This is a genomic window from Streptomyces sp. NBC_00252, assembly GCF_036187565.1.
GTDB lineage: Bacteria > Actinomycetota > Actinomycetes > Streptomycetales > Streptomycetaceae > Streptomyces.
Map to the genome: position 1 here is coordinate 7,565,123 of NZ_CP108087.1, position 20,865 is coordinate 7,585,987.

General features: G+C 69.8%; 23 protein-coding genes. 16 read left to right on the forward strand and 7 right to left on the reverse strand.

Going from position 1 to position 20,865, the window contains the following annotated elements:
• Position 1: 1 nt before the first annotated feature.
• On the reverse strand, positions 2 to 2,089 hold the full coding sequence (gene tkt, locus OHT77_RS33545; protein ID WP_328832170.1) for a transketolase: 2,088 nt from the start codon (positions 2,087 to 2,089) through the stop codon (positions 2 to 4).
• Positions 2,090 to 2,445: 356 nt separating this feature from the next.
• Between tkt and OHT77_RS33550 the strand changes: the two genes are divergently transcribed.
• The 4 genes from OHT77_RS33550 to OHT77_RS33565 all read left to right on the forward strand — a co-directional run bounded on the left by OHT77_RS33550 (position 2,446) and on the right by OHT77_RS33565 (position 5,898).
• Positions 2,446 to 3,399 (forward strand): heme o synthase, encoded by a 954-nt coding sequence (locus OHT77_RS33550; RefSeq protein ID WP_384289767.1) that lies wholly within the window; start codon positions 2,446 to 2,448, stop codon positions 3,397 to 3,399.
• Between the two features lie 72 nt (positions 3,400 to 3,471).
• The gene (locus tag OHT77_RS33555; protein ID WP_328832171.1) at positions 3,472 to 3,804 is read left to right on the forward strand and encodes a hypothetical protein; all 333 of its coding nucleotides are present in this window, start codon (positions 3,472 to 3,474) and stop codon (positions 3,802 to 3,804) included.
• Between the two features lie 219 nt (positions 3,805 to 4,023).
• Entirely contained in the window at positions 4,024 to 5,130 is a 1,107-nt protein-coding gene (locus OHT77_RS33560) for an amidohydrolase family protein (RefSeq protein ID WP_328832172.1), read from the forward strand.
• A gap of 18 nt (positions 5,131 to 5,148) precedes the next feature.
• Positions 5,149 to 5,898 carry a nucleotidyltransferase domain-containing protein gene (locus OHT77_RS33565; protein ID WP_328832173.1) on the forward strand — a complete coding sequence of 250 codons (750 nt, stop codon included), beginning with the start codon at positions 5,149 to 5,151 and terminating at the stop codon, positions 5,896 to 5,898.
• Between the two features lie 22 nt (positions 5,899 to 5,920).
• On the opposite strand, the gene OHT77_RS33570 is transcribed toward OHT77_RS33565, so the two are convergent.
• From OHT77_RS33570 to OHT77_RS33585, 4 genes are all read right to left on the reverse strand, one after another.
• Positions 5,921 to 6,931 carry a COX15/CtaA family protein gene (locus tag OHT77_RS33570; RefSeq protein ID WP_328832174.1) on the reverse strand — a complete coding sequence of 337 codons (1,011 nt, stop codon included), beginning with the start codon at positions 6,929 to 6,931 and terminating at the stop codon, positions 5,921 to 5,923.
• A 69-nt stretch (positions 6,932 to 7,000) separates the two neighbouring features.
• On the reverse strand, positions 7,001 to 7,768 hold the full coding sequence (locus tag OHT77_RS33575) for an ABC transporter permease (RefSeq protein WP_328832175.1): 768 nt from the start codon (positions 7,766 to 7,768) through the stop codon (positions 7,001 to 7,003).
• Positions 7,765 to 8,688 carry an ABC transporter ATP-binding protein gene (locus tag OHT77_RS33580; protein WP_328832176.1) on the reverse strand — a complete coding sequence of 308 codons (924 nt, stop codon included), beginning with the start codon at positions 8,686 to 8,688 and terminating at the stop codon, positions 7,765 to 7,767. The genes OHT77_RS33575 and OHT77_RS33580 overlap by 4 nt, the downstream gene beginning before the upstream one ends.
• A 10-nt stretch (positions 8,689 to 8,698) precedes the next feature.
• A complete protein-coding gene (locus tag OHT77_RS33585; protein ID WP_328832177.1) occupies positions 8,699 to 9,544 on the reverse strand; it encodes an aminoglycoside N(3)-acetyltransferase in 846 nt (281 codons plus the stop codon).
• 160 nt (positions 9,545 to 9,704) lie between these two features.
• Between OHT77_RS33585 and OHT77_RS33590 the strand changes: the two genes are divergently transcribed.
• The 9 genes from OHT77_RS33590 to OHT77_RS33630 all read left to right on the forward strand — a co-directional run bounded on the left by OHT77_RS33590 (position 9,705) and on the right by OHT77_RS33630 (position 16,743).
• Complete coding sequence (locus tag OHT77_RS33590; RefSeq protein ID WP_328832178.1) at positions 9,705 to 10,427, forward strand: helix-turn-helix transcriptional regulator; 723 nt, start codon at positions 9,705 to 9,707, stop codon at positions 10,425 to 10,427.
• On the forward strand, positions 10,424 to 11,848 hold the full coding sequence (gene sufB, locus OHT77_RS33595; protein WP_328832179.1) for a Fe-S cluster assembly protein SufB: 1,425 nt from the start codon (positions 10,424 to 10,426) through the stop codon (positions 11,846 to 11,848). The genes OHT77_RS33590 and sufB overlap by 4 nt, the downstream gene beginning before the upstream one ends.
• A 62-nt stretch (positions 11,849 to 11,910) precedes the next feature.
• The gene (sufD, locus tag OHT77_RS33600; protein WP_328832180.1) at positions 11,911 to 13,092 is read left to right on the forward strand and encodes a Fe-S cluster assembly protein SufD; all 1,182 of its coding nucleotides are present in this window, start codon (positions 11,911 to 11,913) and stop codon (positions 13,090 to 13,092) included.
• The gene (locus OHT77_RS33605) at positions 13,092 to 13,421 is read left to right on the forward strand and encodes a non-heme iron oxygenase ferredoxin subunit (protein WP_266767496.1); all 330 of its coding nucleotides are present in this window, start codon (positions 13,092 to 13,094) and stop codon (positions 13,419 to 13,421) included. Before sufD ends, OHT77_RS33605 begins: the two co-directional genes overlap by 1 nt.
• Positions 13,422 to 13,428: 7 nt before the next feature.
• Positions 13,429 to 14,220 (forward strand): Fe-S cluster assembly ATPase SufC, encoded by a 792-nt coding sequence (gene sufC, locus OHT77_RS33610; protein ID WP_328832181.1) that lies wholly within the window; start codon positions 13,429 to 13,431, stop codon positions 14,218 to 14,220.
• Positions 14,217 to 15,491 carry a cysteine desulfurase gene (locus OHT77_RS33615; RefSeq protein WP_328832182.1) on the forward strand — a complete coding sequence of 425 codons (1,275 nt, stop codon included), beginning with the start codon at positions 14,217 to 14,219 and terminating at the stop codon, positions 15,489 to 15,491. The genes sufC and OHT77_RS33615 overlap by 4 nt, the downstream gene beginning before the upstream one ends.
• Before the next feature lie 16 nt (positions 15,492 to 15,507).
• The gene (gene sufU, locus OHT77_RS33620) at positions 15,508 to 15,981 is read left to right on the forward strand and encodes a Fe-S cluster assembly sulfur transfer protein SufU (RefSeq protein ID WP_328832183.1); all 474 of its coding nucleotides are present in this window, start codon (positions 15,508 to 15,510) and stop codon (positions 15,979 to 15,981) included.
• Positions 15,978 to 16,316: a metal-sulfur cluster assembly factor gene (locus OHT77_RS33625; RefSeq protein ID WP_019060535.1), complete on the forward strand. Its 339-nt coding sequence runs from the start codon at positions 15,978 to 15,980 to the stop codon at positions 16,314 to 16,316. The genes sufU and OHT77_RS33625 overlap by 4 nt, the downstream gene beginning before the upstream one ends.
• Before the next feature lie 43 nt (positions 16,317 to 16,359).
• Positions 16,360 to 16,743, forward strand: a complete 384-nt coding sequence (locus OHT77_RS33630) for a VOC family protein (RefSeq protein ID WP_328832184.1) — start codon at positions 16,360 to 16,362, stop codon at positions 16,741 to 16,743.
• Here the strand turns inward: OHT77_RS33630 and OHT77_RS33635 are convergent.
• A complete protein-coding gene (locus tag OHT77_RS33635; protein WP_328832185.1) occupies positions 16,740 to 17,603 on the reverse strand; it encodes an AbfB domain-containing protein in 864 nt (287 codons plus the stop codon). The genes OHT77_RS33630 and OHT77_RS33635 overlap by 4 nt on opposite strands.
• A 277-nt stretch (positions 17,604 to 17,880) precedes the next feature.
• Between OHT77_RS33635 and OHT77_RS33640 the strand changes: the two genes are divergently transcribed.
• From OHT77_RS33640 to dapD, 3 genes are all read left to right on the forward strand, one after another.
• On the forward strand, positions 17,881 to 18,201 hold the full coding sequence (locus OHT77_RS33640; RefSeq protein ID WP_328832186.1) for a DMT family transporter: 321 nt from the start codon (positions 17,881 to 17,883) through the stop codon (positions 18,199 to 18,201).
• Positions 18,201 to 18,752 carry a TetR/AcrR family transcriptional regulator gene (locus OHT77_RS33645; protein WP_328832187.1) on the forward strand — a complete coding sequence of 184 codons (552 nt, stop codon included), beginning with the start codon at positions 18,201 to 18,203 and terminating at the stop codon, positions 18,750 to 18,752. Before OHT77_RS33640 ends, OHT77_RS33645 begins: the two co-directional genes overlap by 1 nt.
• Positions 18,753 to 19,324: 572 nt before the next feature.
• Positions 19,325 to 20,314: a 2,3,4,5-tetrahydropyridine-2,6-dicarboxylate N-succinyltransferase gene (gene dapD, locus OHT77_RS33650; RefSeq protein WP_328832188.1), complete on the forward strand. Its 990-nt coding sequence runs from the start codon at positions 19,325 to 19,327 to the stop codon at positions 20,312 to 20,314.
• 65 nt (positions 20,315 to 20,379) lie between these two features.
• On the opposite strand, the gene OHT77_RS33655 is transcribed toward dapD, so the two are convergent.
• On the reverse strand, positions 20,380 to 20,820 hold the full coding sequence (locus tag OHT77_RS33655) for a hypothetical protein (RefSeq protein ID WP_443048223.1): 441 nt from the start codon (positions 20,818 to 20,820) through the stop codon (positions 20,380 to 20,382).
• Between the last annotated feature and the right edge of the window lie 45 nt (positions 20,821 to 20,865).

Below are 20,865 nucleotides of genomic sequence, written 5' to 3' on the forward strand. Positions count from 1 at the left end.
GTCAGCTCTGGGCGGCGGCGATGGATTCCCTGGCCTTGGCGGCCACATTCTCGGCAGTGAAGCCGAACTCCTGGAAGAGCACCTTGCCGTCGGCGGAAGCCCCGAAGTGCTCCAGGGAAACGATGCGACCGGCGTCCCCGACGAAGCGGTACCAGGTCAGACCGATACCGGCCTCGACCGCGACCCGCGCCCTGACCGACGGCGGCAGCACGCTGTCCCGGTACTCCTTGTCCTGCGCCTCGAACCACTCCACACAGGGCATGGACACGACCCGCGTCGGCACACCGTCGGCCTCCAGCTGCTCCCGCGCCTCGACGGCCAGGTGCACCTCGGAACCGGTGCCGATGAGGATGACCTCCGGGGTCCCGGTGGACGCCTCGAAGAGCACGTAGCCGCCCTTGGCGGTGTCCTCGTTGGCGTCGTACGTCGGCACGCCCTGACGGGTCAGCGCGAAACCGTGCGGGTGACCCTCGCCGTACACCTTCGTGTAGCGGCGCAGGACCTCGCGCCAGGCGATGGCCGTCTCGTTGGCGTCGGCCGGGCGGATCACGTTCAGGCCCGGGATCGCGCGCAGCGACGCGAGGTGCTCGACCGGCTGGTGGGTCGGTCCGTCCTCGCCGAGGCCGATCGAGTCGTGCGTCCACACGTACGTCACCGGCAGGTGCATCAGCGCCGACAGACGTACGGCGTTGCGCATGTAGTCGGAGAAGACGAGGAACGTACCGCCGTAGGCGCGCGTGTTGCCGTGCAGCGTGATGCCGTTCAGCTCCGCGCCCATGGAGTGCTCGCGGATGCCGAAGTGGATCGTGCGGCCGTACGGGTTCGCCTCCGGCAGCGGGTTGTCCGCCGGGAGGAACGACGACGTCTTGTCGATCGTCGTGTTGTTCGAGCCCGCGAGGTCGGCCGAGCCGCCCCACAGCTCCGGGATGACCGCGCCGAGCGCCTGGAGAACCTTGCCGGACGCGGCACGGGTGGCGACGGACTTGCCCGTCTCGAAGGCCGGGAGCTGCTCTTCCCAGCCGGCCGGCAGCTCGCCCGCGCGGATGCGGTCGTACTCGGCCGCGCGCTCCGGGTTGTTGGCGCGCCATTCCTGGTACGACGGGTCCCACGCGGCCTTCGCCTCGCGGCCCCGGTCCAGCGCCTGGCGGGTGTGCTTGAGGACGTCGTCGGAGACGTCGAAGGACTTCTCCGGGTCGAAGCCGAGGACGCGCTTGGTGGCGGCGACCTCGTCGGCGCCGAGCGCCGAGCCGTGCGCGGCCTCGGTGTTCTGCGCGTTCGGCGCGGGCCAGGCGATGATCGAGCGCATCGCGATGAACGACGGCTTGTTCGTCACCTTCTTCGCGGCCTCGATGGCGTTGTAGATGGCGTGCGGGTCGAGGTCGCCGTCCGGCTTCGGGGCGACGCGCTGGACGTGCCAGCCGTAGGCCTCGTAGCGCTTGACGGTGTCCTCGGAGACCGCGGTCTCCGTGTCGCCCTCGATGGAGATGTGGTTGTCGTCCCACAGGAGGATGAGGTTGCCGAGCTCCTGGTGGCCCGCCATGGAGGAGGCCTCCGCGGAGATGCCTTCCTGGAGGCAGCCGTCACCGGCGATCGCGAAGATGAAGTGGTCGAACGGCGACTCGCCCTGGGGGGCGTCCGGGTCGAACAGACCGCGCTCGTAGCGGGCGGCCATCGCCATGCCCACCGCGTTGGCGACACCCTGGCCCAGCGGGCCGGTCGTCGTCTCCACGCCGGTGGTGTGGCCGTACTCGGGGTGCCCCGGGGTCTTCGAGCCCCACGTGCGGAACGCTTCGAGGTCGGCCAGCTCCAGGCCGAACCCGGCCAGGTAGAGCTGCGTGTAGAGGGTCAGGGACGAGTGGCCGGCGGACAGCACGAACCGGTCGCGACCCACCCAGTCGGCGTCGGCCGGGTCATGCCGCATCACCTTCTGGAAGAGGGTGTACGCGGCGGGCGCGAGGCTCATGGCCGTACCGGGATGGCCGTTACCGACCTTCTGTACGGCATCGGCGGCCAGGACGCGGGCGGTGTCCACCGCCCGCTGGTCCAACTCGGTCCACTCGAGGTCTGTTGTGGTCGGCTTGGTGCTCACCCTGGGTCAGGGCTCCTCTCCACATGTCACGCATGTCGGATGCCGGTGCACTGGGCGCCCACCGGCCGTTGTCGAGCCTACCCCCGTAAGAACGTGCATTTTTTCGAGTCATTCCAGACTGCCGGGACTCTCGCGGATCCGCCTCCCGACTGGGTCGTTTCGTATCCGGCAACTGAATACGGAGGTGCTCGTTCGAGTGCTCAACAGAGTGGTGATCAGCTCTTCCGGGGGTGCCGTCCAACACGACCCCACCCCCGCGAATGTCCGGGTCTGGGCAACGTCTACAGTGGCGTGGTACGCGTGAGCCTTTACGGGGAGTTCACACCCGAAGGCTTGCTGGGATGTCTCTGTCAGGGGTGTGCGTGACGGCCGTTGAATCCCGTCCAGCGGGGATTGTCGGGGCGAGCCAGAGCCCGAGCCGGCGGCCGATCGGGGCCCGGGTCATGGCGTTCGTGGCGCTGACCAAGCCACGGATCATCGAACTGCTGCTGATCACCACCGTTCCGGTGATGTTCCTGGCCCAGCAGGGTGTTCCGGACCTCAAGCTGGTCCTCCTCACCTGTGTCGGCGGCTATCTGTCCGCCGGCGGCGCCAACGCGCTCAACATGTACATCGACCGCGACATCGACGCGCTCATGGACCGCACCTCGCAGCGGCCCCTCGTCACCGGCATGGTCAGCCCCCGTGAGTGCCTCGCCTTCGGCATCTCGCTCGCGGTGATCTCGACCCTGATGTTCGGCCTGACCGTCAACTGGCTGTCCGCCTGGCTGGCGCTCGGAGCGCTCCTCTTCTACGTCGTCGTCTACACGATGATCCTCAAGAGGCGTACGTCGCAGAACATCGTGTGGGGCGGCATCGCCGGCTGCCTCCCGGTCCTCATCGGCTGGTCCGCGGTCACGGACTCCATGTCCTGGGCCCCGGTCATCCTCTTCCTCGTCATGTTCTTCTGGACGCCGCCGCACTACTGGCCGCTGTCGATGAAGGTCAAGGACGACTACGCGCGCGTGGGCGTGCCGATGCTCCCGGTCGTCGCCTCCAACAAGGTCGTCGCCCGGCAGATCGTGATCTACAGCTGGGTCATGGTCGCCGTCTCCCTGCTGCTCACGCCCCTCGGCTACACGGGCTGGTTCTACACCCTGGTGGCCCTGCTGGCCGGCGGCTTCTGGCTGTGGGAGGCGCACGGGCTGCAGAACCGCGCCAAGGCCGAGGTGACGGGCGGCAAGCTCAAGGAGATGCGGCTGTTCCACTGGTCGATCACCTACGTGTCGATCCTGTTCGTGGCGATCGCGGTGGACCCCTTCCTCAGGTGAGGGGCCCGCTGAGGCGGGAGTCACGGACCCCGCCCGTCGCTCTCGGGGCTACTCGTCGGTAGCATCCTGGCCATGGCAGACACGCAGCAGGTTGACGCGAAGGCCGAGCGCCAGGTGGCCCGCCTCGCCAAGCAGATCGGCACCTTCTCCACGGCACACGGCGGCGCCGAGGGCCAGGTCGCCTACATCGGTGAACGCGGCGCCCGCATCGTCCTCGTCGGCGAGGACGGCGCCTGGGGCGACCTGGTGGCCACCTCCTACGAGATCGCCCAGCAGGCCGTCGAGAAGTCCGGGATCACCACCCACGAGACCTTCGACGGCGAGTTCGCGGCCAAGGTGAAGACGGGCCCCTACGAGTGGACCCGCATGGCAGGCATCCAGGTGGGCGGCCCCAGCAACGGCTGAACAGGGCCGGGGAGCAGCGCCCCAAGGGGGCGCGGGGCTGTGTCGATGTGCGGCTCCGCCGCGTGGCCGCGACCAGCCACCCCCAACCGTCGATCGCTGACGAACCCGAACCCCCTCCCCATGGCGCCCCCGTCACACGGGGTGTGTACAAGCAACACCTCACACCCGATTCACCCGTTAGGACCTCAGGAACACAAGGTCCAGCAACGGGAAGCCCGGATGATCGAAACGCCGTCCCTCGTGGACCAGTACTGCCACGGCGTACTGAGAACGGAGTTGGGCCTCGGCACCTTCGAGGCCCAACTCGCCCGCACGGAGGGCCCACCCGCCCCCGGCACCACCCTCTTCGACACCCAGACGGGCTTCGCCGTACGACGCTGGTGCCCACCCCTCCTCGGCCTGGAGCCGCACTGCCCGCCCGCCCGCTATCTCGCCCGCCGTCGTGAACTGGGCGTACTGGAAGCGGGCCGCAGGCTGCTGCGCGGCAGCGGCATCACGACGTACCTGATCGACACGGGCCTGCCCGGCGACCTCACCGGCCCCGCGGAGATGGCGACGGCGGGGCAGGCGGACGCGCGGGAGATCGTCCGCCTCGAACTCCTCGCGGAACAGGTCGCCGACACCTCCGGCACCGTCGAGTCCTTCCTCGCCAACCTCGCCGAGTCGGTGCACGGCGCCGCCGCGAGCGCTGTCGCCTTCACCTCGGTGGCGGGCGTACGGCACGGCCTCGCGCTCGCCCCCGAACCGCCGGGCCCCGGCGAGGTGCGCGGCGCGGCGGCCCGCTGGCTGGCCGGGCGCCGGGTCGGCGGGACGCTCAGCGACCCCGTGCTGCTACGGCACCTGCTGTGGATCGCCGTCGCGTCCGGGCTGCCGCTCCAACTGCACGCGGGACTGGGCGAACCGGGCCTGCGCATCGACCGCACCGACCCCGTCCTGCTCACCGACTTCGTCCGCGCGACGGCCGGCCTCGGCACCGACCTGATCCTGCTGCACAGCTACCCGTACCACCGCCACGCGGCCCACCTCGCCGGCGTCTTCCCGCACGTCTACGCCGACTCGGGCGCCGCGCTCGTCCGCACCGGCGCCCGCGCCGCGACCGTGCTCGCCGAGATCCTGGAGCTGGCCCCCTTCGGCAAGATCCTCTTCTCCAGCGGGGCCCACGGCCTGCCCGAACTGCACGTCGTGGGGGCCCGGTTGTTCCGCGACGCGCTCGGGCGGGTGCTCGGCACCTGGGTCGCCGACGGGGCCTGGTCACCGGCCGACGCGCAGCGGGTCGCGGGACTGATCGCGGTCGGCAACGCGAAGAGGGTGTACGGGCTGGAGTGAGCTGTACAGACTGGGCCAATGCCGACCGACGCCTTGCTCGACCGCTTCCTGAACGAACTGGCCCCGCTGGACCCCCTCGCCGTGTGGGCCCACGGTTCGCTCGCCGGGGGCGACTATCAGGAGGGCCGCAGCGACCTGGACCTGATAGCGATCCTGGACCACCCCCTCAAGCCGAGCACCGCCCGCCGGCTCGTCGCCCTGCACCGGGGCCTGCGCACCGACCCCCTCGCGGTGCGGCTGCACTGCAGCTACCTCGCGCCGGGCACGCAGGACGCCCCGAACCAGAGCCACCTCACCTGGGCCCACGACCATGTCATCCGCCGGCCCGTCACCCCCGTCACCCGGCGTGAACTGCACCAGTTCGGGCGGGTGTTGCACGGCGGATCACCGAAGGACCTGCTCCCCGAGGTGACGGACCAGGAGCTGGCCGAGTTCGTCGTACGGGACCAGCGGGACTTCTGGCGGCCGGCCGTGGACAAGCCGCAGCTCTGGCTCGAGAACGGCTGGGTCGACGTGGGCCTGACCACCTTCGCCCGCGCGACCGTCACCCGCAGGGACGGCCGTCTGATCACCAAGCGCGAGGCCCTCGACCTGCTGCCCGCGCTGGGCGCCCCGGTGGAGGTCGTGGCGGACGTCGTACGGAGGCGTTACGACGATACGGTCCCGTCCGCCGCCTCCGTGGAGGGCGATTGGCTCCGCCGCAGGGCGGAACTGACCCGGGCCTTTCTGGGCCCGGCCATCGACGACATGGTGACCCGCTACGGGTGAGCCGTTCAGCGCGGGTGACGCCTCACGCGCGCGTGGGGAGCGACTGTTCCACCGACGGGCCGGGCAGGTCGGCGACGACCTCCGGCCGCTCGCGGAGCGACAGCAGCACCCGCAGCACGCCGATCCACACCAGGCACGAGCCCAGCATGTGGAGGGCGACCAGGGCCTCGGGGAGGTTCGTGAAGTACTGGACGTACCCGATGACGCCCTGGGAGAGCAGGATCAGGAACAGGTCGCGGGTGCGGTCCAGGGGGCCCTTGGGGGCGTCGACCGCCTTGAGGACGAACCACAGGGCGAACGTCAGCGTGACCACGATCCAGGCGAGCACCGCGTGCAGCTTGGCGACCGTCTCCCAGTCGATCGGGATGCGGTCGACCTCCTTGGAGTCACCCGCGTGCGGGCCCGCGCCGGTGACGATCGTGCCGACCGCGATCAGCAGCACGGAGGCGGTGACCAGGAACCACACCAGTTGCTGCACGGCCTTGCCGACCAGCGGCTTGGGCTCCGCGTCGCCCTCCCGGCTGCGCTGCCACATCAGCGTGGCGACCGCGATCAGCGCCGAGGAGAGCAGGAAGTGCGCCGCGACCGTGTAGGGGTTGAGGCCGACGAGCACCACGATGCCGCCGAGGACCGCGTTGCTCATCACGATCCAGAACTGCGCCCAGCCCAGCCGGGTCAGCCCGCGCCGCCACGGCTTCCGCGAGCGTGCCGCGATGATCGCCCAGCCGACGGCGGCGCACAGGACGTACGTCAGCATGCGGTTGCCGAACTCGATGGCTCCGTGGAAGCCCATCGCGCTGGTCGTGGTCAGCGAGTCGTCCGTGCACTTGGGCCAGGTTGGGCAGCCGAGCCCCGATCCCGTCAGCCGCACGGCACCGCCGGTGACCACGATGACCACCGACATGACGAGCGCGGCGAGGGCCGCCCGCTGCACCGTCCGGGGATCCGGGGTCCAGCGTGCGGCGATGAAGGCGAGGGGGTTGCGCGCGGCGGCTACGACGTCGGCACGGGTCACGTTTGGCACGGGGACCATCGTAGGGGGGTGCTTGTGCACGCGTTCACGAGGGTCCCCCGGGGCTTTCGTGAGGGACCCCGGACCGGGCTACTCCCAGCGGAAGAACTTCCCGGCCGCCGCCAGCCCGACGACCGCCCACACGCCCAGGATGCCGAGGTCGCCCCAGGGCATCCCGGCCCCGTGCTGGAGCACGTCCCGCAGGCCGTCGGACAGCGCCGAGATGGGCAGCAGGCCCAGCACGTCCTGCACTCCCTGCGGGTACTTGTCCATCGGGACGATGACCCCGCCGCCGACCAGGAGCAGCAGGAACACCAGGTTCGCGGCGGCGAGCGTGGCCTCCGCCTTCAGGGTGCCCGCCATCAGCAGACCGAGGCCGGAGAAGGCCGCCGTGCCGAGGACCAGGAGCAGGAACACCGCGAAGGGGTTGCCGTGCGGGGACCAGCCCAGCGCGAAGGCGATCGCCGTCAGCAGGATGATCTGGAGGATCTCCGTGACCAGCACCGAGACCGTCTTCGCGGTCATCAGACCCCACCGGGGCAGCGGCGAGGACGCGAGGCGCTTCAGGACGCCGTAGCGGCGCTCGAAGCCCGTCGCGATGGCCTGGCCGGTGAAGGCCGTCGACATCACGGCGAGGGCCAGGATGCCCGGGGTGAGGAAGTCGACGGACTTGCCCTTGCCGGTGTCGACGATGTCCACCGAGCTGAACAGGACCAGGAGGAGGGTCGGGATGACCACCGTGAGGAGGAGCTGCTCGCCGTTCCGGAGGAGCATCTTCGTCTCGAGGACCGCCTGTGCCGCGATCATGCGGGGGAGCGGGGCCGCTCCCGGTGCGGGCGCGTAGGTCGCCGTGGTCATGAGCGCAGCTCCTTGCCGGTCAGCTCCAGGAAAACGTCCTCCAGGGTGTGCCGTTCGACCGAGATCTTCTCCGGCATCACCCCGTGCTGCGCGCACCAGGAGGTGACCGTGGCGAGCAGTTGCGGGTCCACCTTGCCGCCGACGCGGTAGGAGCCCGGGGTCAGTTCGGCGGCCGTGGAGTCGGCCGGAAGAGCCTTCAGCAGGGAGCCGACGTCGAGGCCAGGGCGCCCGGAGAAGCGGAGCGTGTTCTCGGCGCCGCCGCGGCACAGCTCCTCGGGGGAGCCCTGCGCGATGACCTTGCCGGCGTCGATGATCGCGACGTCGTCGGCGAGCTGCTCGGCCTCGTCCATGTGGTGGGTCGTGAGGACGACCGAGACGCCGTCCGTACGGAGGTCCCTGACGAGATCCCAGGTCGCGCGGCGGGCCTGCGGGTCGAGGCCGGCGGTCGGCTCGTCCAGGAAGACCAGCTCGGGGCGGCCCACGACGGCCATCGCGAGCGCGAGGCGCTGCTGCTGGCCGCCGGACAGCCGGCGGTAGGTCGTACGGCCGCAGCCGCCCAGGCCCAGGCGCTCGATGAGCGCGTCCACGTCCAGCGGGTGCGCGTGCAGCTTGGCGATGTGGCGGAGCATCTCGTCGGCCCGGGCGCCCGAGTAGACACCACCGGACTGGAGCATCACGCCGATTCTGGGGCGCAGTGCGGCGGATTCACGGACCGGGTCGAGGCCCAGGACGCGCACCGTGCCGGCGTCCGGCTTCCGGTACCCCTCGCAGGTCTCGACCGTGGTCGTCTTGCCCGCCCCGTTGGGGCCGAGCACCGCGGTGACTCCCGAACCGGCCACCAGGTCGAGGCCGTTCACCGCGGTCTTCGTGCCGTACCGCTTCACCAGGGCCTGGACCTGGAGCACGGGCTCACTTCGCATGGGCCCGAGTCTAGGTACGCGGCCCGCGCCGCAGGCGGGCGGGTGCCGGGATCTCCTCCTCACGGGAACGGTGCACCGCCAGCCACCGTTCGGCGTAGGCCACGGCGTCCGCCACCGGGAACAGACGGGCGTCGGCCGCGCCCACCGTGCCGCGGAGCACGGGATCGCCGGCGGGGCGGTCCCGTTCGAAGTCGTGGCCCAGTTCGTCGAAGCGGTCGGAGGAGATCGACACCTCGGTGACCGTCTCCCAGCCGTCCGGTCCGGGGCGGCCGACCCGGACCAGCGGCGAGGGTATGCGGTACTCGGCGAGGTGGAAGCTCGTGCAGGTGCCGTAGCCCGCGCCGAGCAGCAGCACGCGCGCGTGGAGGGCCTCCAGGCGGGCCAGCGGGCTGCGCTCGCCGAGCCGGCAGTCGGTCGCGTGCCCGGCGACGACCTCGGCCGCGCGGGCACCGACCGCCGCGAAGGACGTCTGCGGGTGCGCGGAGCGCTCGGCGCCGGGCCAGGTGCGCACGGTCTCCGGGACCACGCCGACGCCGCGCGAGGGCGTGACGAGGGGGTCGTAGGGCGGCATGGACGTGCGGATGGTGCCCCACCACTCCTGGGGGACCGGCGGGTTCGCCCAGTGGGCCGGGTCCGAGAGGTCGCCGGTCTGGGTGGGGACGACCAGGGTGCCGTCCGGGCCGAGGGCGTCGAGCACTCCCTGGACGAGCGACACGGCGCCTCCGCAGACCCATCCGAGGGAGCTGAGGGACGTGTGCGCGAGGAGGGTCTCGCCGGGGCGGACGCCGAGGGCGCGCAGCTGTGCGGCGACTGTGCCCCGGGTGACAAGTGGGCCGGTGGGAGGGGGTACGGGCATGGTGGAGGAGTCTCCCGTAAGGGGGTCGCGGGGGCCAGTGAATTGATCGATCAAAGATCGTTTTCGCAGGTCAGATTAGGTATGCCTAAGTGATGCAGTGCACCGTCCATCCGGTGGGCGCGGGTTGCCTGCCTCTGAGGAATTACGCAACAATGGCGTTGTGAAAAACGTTGGCGAGGCTCCGCAGGAGGAACTCGCGACCGGTGAGCGGTCCACCCGCAACCGCGTCGCGCGCTCCATCCTGGACCACGGCCCGTCGACCGTGGCCGACCTCGCCGGCCGGCTGGGGCTGACCCAGGCCGCCGTACGCCGTCATCTCGACGCACTCGTCGTCGACGACGTCGTGGAAGCACGTGAGCAGCGGGTCTACGGCGCGCGCACGCGCGGCCGCCCCGCCAAGGTGTTCGCCCTGACCGACTGCGGCCGGGACGCCTTCGACCAGTCCTACGACAAGCTCGCCGCGGACGCCCTGCGCTGGATCGCTGCGCACGGCGGCGGGGACGAGGCGATCGTCGCCTTCGCCCGCGACCGCATGGCCGCCCAGGCCATCGCCTACCGCAAGGCCGTCGAGGCCGTGGCCCCGGAGAACCGCGCGGAAGCGCTGGCCAAGGCCCTGAGCGCGGACGGGTACGCTGCTACGGCGCGTAGCGCACCGGTCGGTGAGCAGCTCTGCCAGCACCACTGCCCGGTCGCCCATGTCGCCGAGCAGTTCCCGCAACTGTGCGAGGCGGAGACAGAGCTCTTCTCCCAGCTGCTCGGCACCCATGTCCAGCGACTGGCCACCATCGCCCACGGCGACGGCGTGTGCACCACGTTTATCCCGAAGATTTCCAAGAACGCAGCTAACACATCTGTAAGTAACGCCGGGAGGAACCCCGCATGACGCTCCCCATCGAGGAGACCGCCCACCCCGAGCTCGAGGGTCTGGGCACCTACGAATACGGCTGGGCCGACTCCGACGTGGCCGGTGCCTCCGCGAAGCGCGGCATCAACGAGGACGTCGTCCGGGACATCTCCGGCAAGAAGAGCGAGCCGGAGTGGATGACCAAGCTCCGTCTCAAGGGCCTGCGCCTGTTCGAGAAGAAGCCCATGCCGAACTGGGGCTCCGACCTCTCCGGCATCGACTTCGACAACATCAAGTACTTCGTGCGCTCCACGGAGAAGCAGGCGGAGTCCTGGGAGGACCTGCCCGAGGACATCAAGAACACGTACGACAAGCTCGGCATCCCCGAGGCGGAGAAGCAGCGCCTCGTCGCCGGTGTCGCCGCGCAGTACGAGTCCGAGGTCGTCTACCACCAGATCCGCGAGGACCTGGAGGAGCAGGGCGTCATCTTCCTCGACACCGACACCGCGCTGAAGGAGCACCCGGAGCTCTTCAAGGAGTACTTCGGCACCGTCATCCCGGTCGGCGACAACAAGTTCGCGTCGCTCAACACGGCCGTGTGGTCCGGCGGTTCCTTCATCTACGTGCCGAAGGGCGTGCACGTCGAGATCCCGCTCCAGGCCTACTTCCGCATCAACACGGAGAACATGGGCCAGTTCGAGCGGACCCTGATCATCGTCGACGAGGGTGCCTACGTGCACTACGTCGAGGGTTGTACGGCGCCGATCTACAAGTCGGACTCGCTGCACTCCGCGGTCGTCGAGATCATCGTCAAGAAGAACGCCCGCTGCCGTTACACGACCATCCAGAACTGGTCGAACAACGTCTACAACCTGGTCACCAAGCGCGCCGTGGCGTACGAGGGCGCGACCATGGAGTGGATCGACGGCAACATCGGCTCCAAGGTGACGATGAAGTACCCGGCCGTCTACCTGATGGGCGAGCACGCCAAGGGCGAGACCCTCTCCATCGCCTTCGCGGGCGAGGGCCAGCACCAGGACGCCGGCTCCAAGATGGTCCACATGGCGCCGAACACGTCCTCCAACATCGTCTCCAAGTCGGTGGCGCGCGGCGGCGGCCGTACGTCCTACCGCGGTCTCGTCGAGATCGGCGAGGGCGCCCACGGCTCCAAGTCGAACGTGCTGTGCGACGCGCTGCTCGTCGACACCATCTCCCGCTCGGACACGTACCCGTACGTCGACGTCCGCGAGGACGACGTCTCCATGGGCCACGAGGCGACCGTCTCCAAGGTCTCCGAGGACCAGCTCTTCTACCTGATGAGCCGCGGTCTGACCGAGTTCGAGGCGATGGCGATGATCGTGCGCGGCTTCGTCGAGCCGATCGCCAAGGAGCTGCCGATGGAGTACGCCCTCGAACTCAACCGGCTGATCGAGCTGCAGATGGAAGGCTCGGTCGGTTAAGACCGGTTCCTCCGTACGTAGCCAGCGAATTCTGACGCAGGAAAGAGAGCAGACCGACAGCCATGGCTGAGGCTCAGAGCATTCCGGTGGGGTCAACCACCGCCGGCGCGGTGGCAGTTGCCGCCGAGTCGACCGTCGCCACGCGCATGAGCGCACCCCCCTCCTTCGACGTGGCGGACTTCCCGGTCCCCCACGGCCGCGAGGAGGAGTGGCGGTTCACCCCGCTGGAGCGCCTGCGCGGGCTGCACGACGGCACCGCGGTCGCCACCGGCGACGGCGTGAAGGTCGCCATCGGGAGCCCCGAAGGGGTCACCGTGGAGACCGTCGGCCGTGACGACGCGCGGCTCGGCAAGGCGGGCACCCCGGTGGACCGCGTGGCCGCGCAGGCCTACTCGTCCTTCGAGAAGGCCTCGGTCGTGACCGTCCCCAAGGAGACGGTCCTCACCGAGCCGATCCGCATCGTCGTGCACGGCGAGGGCGGCGTCGCCTACGGCCACCAGGTCATCGAGCTGGGAGCCTTCGCCGAGGCCGTCGTCGTCATCGACCACACCGGTGACGCGGTCCTCGCCGCCAACGTCGACTACATCGTCGGCGACGGCGCCAAGCTCACCGTCGTCTCCGTCCAGGACTGGGACGACAAGGCCGTGCACGTCGGCCAGCACAACGCCCTGATCGGCCGGGACGCCACGTTCAAGTCGTTCGTCGTCACCTTCGGCGGCGACGTCGTACGACTGCACCCGCGCGTGGCCTACGCCGGCCCCGGCGGCGACGCCGAGCTGTTCGGCCTGTACTTCACGGACGCGGGCCAGCACCAGGAGCACCGCCTCCTGGTCGACCACAACACCCCGCACTGCAAGTCCAACGTCATGTACAAGGGCGCGCTGCAGGGCGAGGGCGCCCACGCGGTCTGGATCGGCGACGTCCTCATCGAGGCCGCCGCCGAGGGCACCGACACGTACGAGATGAACCGCAACCTGGTGCTGACCGACGGCGCCCGGGTCGACTCCGTGCCGAACCTGGAGATCGAGACCGGCGAGATCGTCGGCGCCGGCCACGCCTCCGCGACCGGCCGCTTCGACGACGAGCAGCTCTTCTACCTGATGGCGCGCGGCATCCCCGCCGACGACGCCCGCCGTCTGGTCGTCCGCGGTTTCTTCGCCGAACTCGTCCAGCAGATCGGTGTCACCGACATCGAGGAGCGGCTGCTCGAGAAGATCGACGCGGAGCTGGAGGCGTCGGTCTGATGGCCTTCGTACGCGCCTGTGACCTCGGCGAGCTGGAGGACGACACCCCGAAGCGGGTGGAGCTCGACGGCACGCCGGTCTCGGTCGTGAAGACCGAGGGGGAGGTGTTCGCGATCAACGACATCTGCTCGCACGCGAACGTCTCGCTCTCCGAGGGCGAGGTGGAGGACTGCCAGATCGAGTGCTGGCTGCACGGCTCCGCGTTCGACCTGCGCACCGGCAAGCCGTCCGGCCTCCCCGCCACGCGCCCCGTACCCGTTTACCCCGTAAAGATCGAAGGGGGCAGCGTCCTCGTTGACGTACGCGCCTCCCTCACCCAGGAGTCCTGAGGAACCCATGGCAACGCTTGAAATCCACGACCTGCACGTCACCGTCGAGGCCGACAACGCCACGAAGGAGATCCTCAAGGGCGTCGACCTCACCGTGAAGCAGGGCGAGACCCACGCCATCATGGGCCCGAACGGCTCCGGCAAGTCGACGCTCGCCTACTCGCTCGCGGGTCACCCCAAGTACACGATCACCGGCGGCACCGTCACCCTCGACGGCGAGGACGTCCTCGAGATGTCCGTCGACGAGCGCGCCCGCGCCGGCCTCTTCCTCGCGATGCAGTACCCGGTCGAGGTCCCCGGTGTCTCCGTCTCCAACTTCCTCCGTACGTCCGCCACCGCCGTCCGCGGCGAGGCCCCCAAGCTGCGGACCTGGGTGAAGGAGGTCAAGGAGACCATGGAGCGCCTCTCCATGGACCCGGCCTTCGCCGAGCGCAACGTCAACGAGGGCTTCTCCGGCGGCGAGAAGAAGCGCCACGAGATCCTTCAGCTGGAGCTGCTCAAGCCGAAGATCGCGATCCTCGACGAGACCGACTCCGGCCTGGACGTCGACGCCCTGCGCGTCGTCTCCGAGGGCGTCAACCGTGTCCGCGAGACCGGCGAGGTCGGCACCCTGCTGATCACGCACTACACGCGCATCCTGCGCTACATCAAGCCCGACTTCGTGCACGTCTTCTCCGGCGGCAAGATCGTCGAGTCCGGTGGTGCCGAGCTCGCCGACAAGCTGGAGAACGAGGGCTACGAGGTCTACACGAAGGGTGGCTCCGTGACCGGAGGGAACCCAAAGGAGGAAGTAGCGTGACGCAGCTGCCGGGCCTCCTCACGAGTTCATCTCAACTACTCGACGAGGCGCTCCGCAAGGACTTCCCCATCCTGGACCGTACGGTCCACGACGGCAGGAAGCTCGTGTACCTGGACAACGCGGCGACCTCGCAGAAGCCGCGCCAGGTCCTGGACGCCCTGAACGAGTACTACGAGCGCTACAACGCCAACGTCCACCGCGGTGTGCATGTGCTCGCCGAAGAGGCCACGGCACTGTACGAGGGCGCGCGGGACAAGGTCGCGACGTTCATCAACGCGCCCTCCCGCGACGAGGTGATCTTCACCAAGAACGCCTCCGAGTCGCTCAACCTCGTGGCCAACATGCTGGGTTGGGCCGACGAGCCCTACCGCGTGGACCACGAGACCGAGATCGTCATCACGGAGATGGAGCACCACTCCAACATCGTGCCGTGGCAGCTGCTCTCGCAGCGCACGGGCGCGAAGCTGAAGTGGTTCGGCCTCACCGACGACGGCCGCCTCGACCTGTCGAACATCGACGAGATCATCACCGAGAAGACGAAGATCGTCTCCTTCGTGCTGGTGTCGAACATCCTCGGCACGGTCAACCCGGTCGAGAAGATAGTGCGCCGGGCACAGGAGGTCGGGGCCCTGGTCCTGATCGACGCCTCGCAGGCCGCGCCGCACATGCCGCTGGACGTGCAGGCGCTCCAGGCCGACTTCGTGGCCTTCACCGGCCACAAGATGTGTGGCCCGACGGGCATCGGCGTGCTGTGGGGCCGCCAGGAACTCCTGGAGGACCTGCCCCCGTTCCTCGGCGGCGGCGAGATGATCGAGACCGTGTCGATGCACTCGTCGACGTACGCTCCCGCACCGCACAAGTTCGAGGCGGGCACCCCGCCGATCGCCCAGGCCGTGGGCCTCGGCGCGGCGATCGACTACCTGTCCTCGATCGGCATGGACAAGATCCTCGCCCATGAGCACGCGCTCACGGAGTACGCGGTGAAGCGCCTGCTGGACGTCCCCGACCTGAAGATCATCGGCCCCACCACGGCCGAGGACCGGGGCGCGGCGATCTCCTTCACGCTGGGCGACATCCACCCGCACGACGTGGGCCAGGTGCTGGACGAGGAAGGCATCGCGGTCCGGGTCGGCCACCACTGCGCCCGCCCGGTCTGCCTGCGCTACGGAATTCCTGCGACCACGCGAGCGTCGTTCTATCTGTACTCCACGCCGGCCGAGATCGACGCACTGGTCGACGGCTTGGAGCACGTACGGAACTTCTTCGGCTGAGGGGCTGGCTGGAATCGTGAAGCTTGATTCGATGTACCAGGAAGTCATCCTGGACCACTACAAGCACCCGCACGGCCGGGGCTTGCGGGATGGCGACGCCGAGGTGCACCACGTCAACCCGACGTGCGGCGACGAGATCACGCTGCGCGTGAAGTACGACGGCGAGCAGATCACGGACATCTCCTACGAGGGCCAGGGCTGCTCGATCAGCCAGGCATCGGCCTCCGTACTGAACGACCTCCTCGTCGGCAAGGAACTCTCCGAGGCGCAGAAGATCCAGGAGACCTTCCTGGAGCTGATGCAGTCCAAGGGCAGGATCGAGCCCGACGACGCGATGGAGGAGGTGCTGGAGGACGCGATCGCGTTCGCCGGTGTCTCCAAGTACCCGGCACGGGTGAAGTGCGCCCTCCTCAGCTGGATGGCGTGGAAGGACGCGACGGCCCAGGCCCTGGGCGGAGCCGACGCCGACGCGGAAAGGAAGACGGCATGAGCGACACCGAGACCATGGAGATCAAGCCCGCCTCCGAGGAGGAGGTCCGCGAGGCCCTCCTCGACGTCGTCGACCCCGAACTGGGCATCGACGTCGTCAACCTCGGACTGATCTACGGCGTCCACATCGACGACGCCAACATCGCCACCATCGACATGACCCTGACCTCGGCGGCCTGCCCGCTGACGGACGTCATCGAGGACCAGGCCAAGTCCGCCACGGACGGCCTCGTCAACGAGCTCCGCATCAACTGGGTCTGGATGCCGCCGTGGGGCCCCGACAAGATCACGGACGACGGCCGCGACCAGCTGCGGGCACTGGGGTTCAACGTCTGAGCCCACCGACTCACGCTCACCGGGAACGGCCATACCTTTGGGTATGGCCGTTTCTCTGCATCACATCGTGGTCGACGCGTACGACCTTCCCGGGCTCGCCCGTTTCTGGTGCGGAGTGCTGGACTGGCGGGTGCTGTCCGAGAAACCGCGCGAAGTGGTCATCGGACCAGGGGAGTTCGCGGGGACCGGCATCTGCTTCATGCCGGTGAGCGAGCCGAAGACCGTGAAGAACCGGCTGCACTTCGACCTCGCGCCGGACGACCAGAACACCGAGGTCGAGCGGATCCTCGCGCTGGGCGCGCGGCGGGTCGACATCGGCCAGGGCGGAGCCGTGGGCTGGGTGGTGCTCGCCGACCCCGAGGGCAACGAGTTCTGCGTGCTGCGGCCCAAGGCCTCGCTGATCGCCTTCCGTGACGTGCCCGGCTAGTCGAGCCCGTCCACCAGCCGGAACGCCGAGTCCGACCGGTACTGCGCGCTGTTCTGGTAGCGGTCCAGCTTGAGTTGGAAGTTCTGGTGGCGGAGGTAGCGGCCGGGGTAGTTGACCGACTCCAGCATCACCGCGCCGGAGTAGGACGAGGTGCGGGGGCAGAAGGTGGCGTCCTGTGTGAAGAGGGGGGAGCCGTCGTCGCGTTCCGCGCGGAGGATGAAGTCGCGGTGGCGGAGGTAGGTGCCGGCGGCCGTGGTGAAGGAGTAACAGGAGCTGTTCGCAAGGCCCTTGACCAGGGTGAAGGTGGCGGTGTCGCGGGCCGCGGCGGAGGTGGCCGGGTTGAGCTTCACGAAGTCGCCGCTCACCTGCCAGTAGCGGTCCGGGTAGTTGACCGAGCGGACCGACGTCCGGGCGGTGGAGGACGAGCCGGAGGAGCCGGACGAGCCCGTTGAACTCCCGCGCGTGGACGTCGACTTGGGCGGCGCGGGCGTCTTCGCGGAAGGCGTCGCGCCGTGCTCCGAAGCGGCGGTCGACGCGCTGGGACCGGATGCCGTCGCCGACGCCGGTGCGTGCTCGTCCGGTGTCGGCGTGCCCTTCTTCGACGGCGAGGCGAACGAGAGCAGGCCGGGGCCGCCCGCGCCGTCCGGTGACGTCGGGTCCGCCCGCTTCGTACGTGACGCGTCGTCAGGATGCTTGTCCGTCACGACGATTGCCGTCACGCACACGACGATCGTGGTGAGGGCGAGCGCTCCGGCCAGCCAGAGCCGGCGGGTTCCGGGGGGCCGGGTGCTGTCGGGGTGCCAGCCGTTCTCCCAAGGGGCGTGGTGCGGGGAAGGGGGCCGGGACGTGCTGTCTGGCATGCGCTGTTCCTCCAGCGGCGCCCATGGCGACGGCCGTGACCGTGAAAGCCAGGTGCGTGACAGGTGTGCGAACGGTGAAACAGTAGTGGCTCGAGAGGAGCGCGAGCAGCCGTTTCAGTGAGCGGTTTCTACGAGTTTCCCGGGTGCGTGTGCGACGTAGCGGAACTCTGTGACGTAAGGGATTTCGCGTCAGCTCCTCAGTGCCTCCATAGCGTCTCCCTGGGTCCAACTGGCTTATGCGTGCCCTGTGTCAGCGCCGTTATGTACACTCGTACACATGGCCTTCCTGATGCTCCTCACGGCGATCGCCGCGGAGGTGGGCGGTACCACCGCCATGAAGTTCAGCCACGGTTTCAGCCGGCTGTGGCCCTCGGTTCTCACGGTCCTCGGCTACGTGCTCTCCTTCGCGCTGCTCGCGCAGACGCTGAAGACCATGTCGGTGGGCACGGCCTACGCGATCTGGGCGGGCCTCGGCACCGCCGCGATCGTGGCCATCGGAACGGTGTTCCTGGGCGAGGGGATGACCCTGGCGAAGGCCGCCGGGATCGCGCTGATCATCGTCGGGGTCGTGCTGCTCAACCTGGGCGGGGCGCACTGATGGCCCGGCGTTACGACCCCGAGCGGCGGCAGCGGATCATCGACGCGGCGATCCGGGTGGTCGGGGAGAAGGGCCTCGCCGGGCTCAGCCACCGTTCCGTCGCCGCCGAGGCCGATGTGCCGCTCGGCTCGACGACGTACCACTTCGCGACCCTCGACGAGCTGATGGTCGCGGCCCTGCGCCAGGCCAACGAAGGCTTCGCCAAGGTGATCGCCGCGCGCGGCGGTCTGGAGGACCAACGCACCCACCTGGCCGAGGAGTTGGCGGGCTGGATGGGGGAGTGGCTCGCGGGCGACCGCACGGGCGTGGAGCTGGAGTACGAGTTGTACCTCGCCGCCCTCCGCCGCCCCGCCCTGCGCCCCGTCGCCGACGAGTGGGCCCGCGACCTCGCCGAACGCCTCTCCCGACGCACGGACCCGGTCACCGCGCGGGCACTCGTCGCGCTGATGGACGGCATCTGCCTCCAGGTCCTGCTGACGGACACGGCGTACGACGAGGCGTATGCGCGGGAGGTGCTGGGGCGGGTGATTCCGGGGGCGGTGGGGGAGTGACGGGGGCGGGTGCCTCTGGCTCGCGTGTGGGTACGTTGGTGCCCGGTGCCCGGTGCCCGGTGCCCGGTGCCCGGTGCCCGGTGCCCGGTGCCCGTAACCCGGGTCCGCAGATCGGGGGTCGCTGGGTGCCGGGCACTGCGGTCGTCGCCGTCCGTCCGGGCCGTCCCGGCGGGTGTTGCGCGGTCCGCCGAGGCTGTCCCGCCTCGGGGCGCGTCGGTGTGCGTCGATGTTCGCCCGGGTCGTCTCGCCGGGTGTGCCGGGGTCCGTCCGAGCTGTCCCCTGTGGCGTGTCGGGGCCCGCCCGGTCGTCCCGTCGGGCGTGCAGGGTCCGGCTCAGCCGTCTGGTCGAGCATGTGCGGGTCTGCCTGGGCCGTCCGGCGGGCATGCCGCGGTTCGCCCGGCCCGTCCCACCGGGGTATACCGGAGCCCGCCCGGTTCGCCGGGGTGTACTGGAGCCCGCCCGGCCCATCCCGCCGGGTATGCCAGGGTCCCGCCGCCCCTTTCCGTGTCGTTCCCTGAGACGCCCCGTGGGCGAGTTGGTCCCGGCCGCCTTCGCCAGGTTAGGTTTCCCTCATGACCGACACGACCGCATCCCGCACCACCGGCGCCGTTGCCGCCGGGCTCGCCACCGTCGCCGCTGACGGGACCGTACTCGACACCTGGTTCCCCGCGCCCGAACTGTCCGCCGAACCCGGGCCCGCCGGTACGGAGCGGCTGTCCGCCGAGCGTGCCGTGGAGCTGCTCGGTGACGGTGCGGCGAAGGCGCTCGGCCCGGACGCCCGCCGGGGCGTCGAGGTGATCGCGGTCCGAACGGTCATCGCCTCCCTCGACGACAAGCCGCTCGACGCGCACGACGTCTACCTCCGCCTGCACCTCCTCTCGCACCGCCTGGTCAAGCCGCACGGCCAGAGCCTGGACGGCATGTTCGGCTTCCTCGCCAACGTCGCCTGGACCTCGCTCGGCCCGGTCGCCGTGGACGACGTCGAGAAGGTGCGGCTGAACGCGCGCGCCGAGGGCCTGCACCTCCAGGTGACCTCGGTCGACAAGTTCCCGCGCATGACGGACTACGTGGCCCCGAAGGGCGTCCGCATCGCCGACGCCGACCGGGTCCGGCTCGGCGCGCACCTCGCCGAGGGCACCACGGTCATGCACGAGGGCTTCGTCAACTTCAACGCGGGCACGCTCGGCACGTCGATGGTCGAGGGCCGGATCTCCGCCGGTGTCGTGGTCGGCGACGGTTCGGACATCGGCGGCGGCGCGTCCACGATGGGCACGCTGTCGGGTGGCGGCAACGTCCGCATCACCATCGGCGAGCGCTGCCTGGTCGGCGCCGAGGCGGGCGTCGGGATCGCGCTCGGCGACGAGTGCGTCGTCGAGGCCGGGCTCTACGTCACCGCCGGCACCCGCGTCACGATGCCCGACGGCCAGATCGTCAAGGCCCGTGAACTCTCCGGCGCCTCCAACATCCTCTTCCGCCGCAACTCGGTCACCGGCACGGTCGAGGCCCGCCCGAACAACGCGGTCTGGGGCGGCCTGAACGAGATCCTGCACAGCCACAACTAGCTTTTCGCGTACGTGAGTCGAGCGCCTTGCCGGTCACCGGGAGGGCGCTCGACCCGTGTAAGGGGTCAGGTCCCCGCGGTCGCTGCGAACTCCGCCAGCGCCGCGAAGTCCCCCTCGCGCAGCCCGAGTCGGGGATTCACGTGATGCAGCAGCGCCGGGCCGGGGTGGTGGGCGGTCACGAACACCCCGTCGGGCGCGCCCTGTTCGTCGTCCACCCAGGCGAAGGGGCGCCCCTCGGCGTACGCCACGATCGCCTCCGTCTTCCAGTGCACCCCGTCGGGCCGCTCGGCGAACAGCCGGTCACCGAAGTCGACGTACGGCAGCTCGGGCAGACCGATGACCGGGCCGATCGACTCGTTCGCGGTCTCCATCCACGTGGTCGCCCAGCACAGGTCGTACCCGAGCCCGAGAAGCGCGGGGCCGTGCGCGGGGTTCAGCCAGACCCGTAGGGGGCGGCTGCTCATGGGGTCACCGTAGGGGAGGGGGTGGGTGGGGTGGGCGGAAATTTCTTGTGGCGGCAGGCATAGCCAGGCGGCCCCGCACGCGTCAGT

What these genes read in the sequence shown, in the direction of transcription:
- OHT77_RS33625 (WP_019060535.1), top strand. Translation starts at nt 15,978, where the DNA reads ATGAGCGACACCGAGACCATGGAGATCAAGCCCGCCTCCGAGGAGGAG.
- sufB (WP_328832179.1), top strand. Translation starts at nt 10,424, where the DNA reads ATGACGCTCCCCATCGAGGAGACCGCCCACCCCGAGCTCGAGGGTCTG.
- sufD (WP_328832180.1), top strand. Translation starts at nt 11,911, where the DNA reads ATGGCTGAGGCTCAGAGCATTCCGGTGGGGTCAACCACCGCCGGCGCG.
- OHT77_RS33570 (WP_328832174.1), bottom strand. Translation starts at nt 6,931, where the DNA reads ATGGTCCCCGTGCCAAACGTGACCCGTGCCGACGTCGTAGCCGCCGCG.
- OHT77_RS33645 (WP_328832187.1), top strand. Translation starts at nt 18,201, where the DNA reads ATGGCCCGGCGTTACGACCCCGAGCGGCGGCAGCGGATCATCGACGCG.
- OHT77_RS33605 (WP_266767496.1), top strand. Translation starts at nt 13,092, where the DNA reads ATGGCCTTCGTACGCGCCTGTGACCTCGGCGAGCTGGAGGACGACACC.
- dapD (WP_328832188.1), top strand. Translation starts at nt 19,325, where the DNA reads ATGACCGACACGACCGCATCCCGCACCACCGGCGCCGTTGCCGCCGGG.
- OHT77_RS33560 (WP_328832172.1), top strand. Translation starts at nt 4,024, where the DNA reads ATGATCGAAACGCCGTCCCTCGTGGACCAGTACTGCCACGGCGTACTG.
- OHT77_RS33565 (WP_328832173.1), top strand. Translation starts at nt 5,149, where the DNA reads ATGCCGACCGACGCCTTGCTCGACCGCTTCCTGAACGAACTGGCCCCG.
- OHT77_RS33640 (WP_328832186.1), top strand. Translation starts at nt 17,881, where the DNA reads ATGGCCTTCCTGATGCTCCTCACGGCGATCGCCGCGGAGGTGGGCGGT.
- OHT77_RS33575 (WP_328832175.1), bottom strand. Translation starts at nt 7,768, where the DNA reads ATGACCACGGCGACCTACGCGCCCGCACCGGGAGCGGCCCCGCTCCCC.
- OHT77_RS33580 (WP_328832176.1), bottom strand. Translation starts at nt 8,688, where the DNA reads ATGCGAAGTGAGCCCGTGCTCCAGGTCCAGGCCCTGGTGAAGCGGTAC.
- sufC (WP_328832181.1), top strand. Translation starts at nt 13,429, where the DNA reads ATGGCAACGCTTGAAATCCACGACCTGCACGTCACCGTCGAGGCCGAC.
- OHT77_RS33555 (WP_328832171.1), top strand. Translation starts at nt 3,472, where the DNA reads ATGGCAGACACGCAGCAGGTTGACGCGAAGGCCGAGCGCCAGGTGGCC.
- OHT77_RS33635 (WP_328832185.1), bottom strand. Translation starts at nt 17,603, where the DNA reads ATGCCAGACAGCACGTCCCGGCCCCCTTCCCCGCACCACGCCCCTTGG.
- OHT77_RS33585 (WP_328832177.1), bottom strand. Translation starts at nt 9,544, where the DNA reads ATGCCCGTACCCCCTCCCACCGGCCCACTTGTCACCCGGGGCACAGTC.
- OHT77_RS33630 (WP_328832184.1), top strand. Translation starts at nt 16,360, where the DNA reads ATGGCCGTTTCTCTGCATCACATCGTGGTCGACGCGTACGACCTTCCC.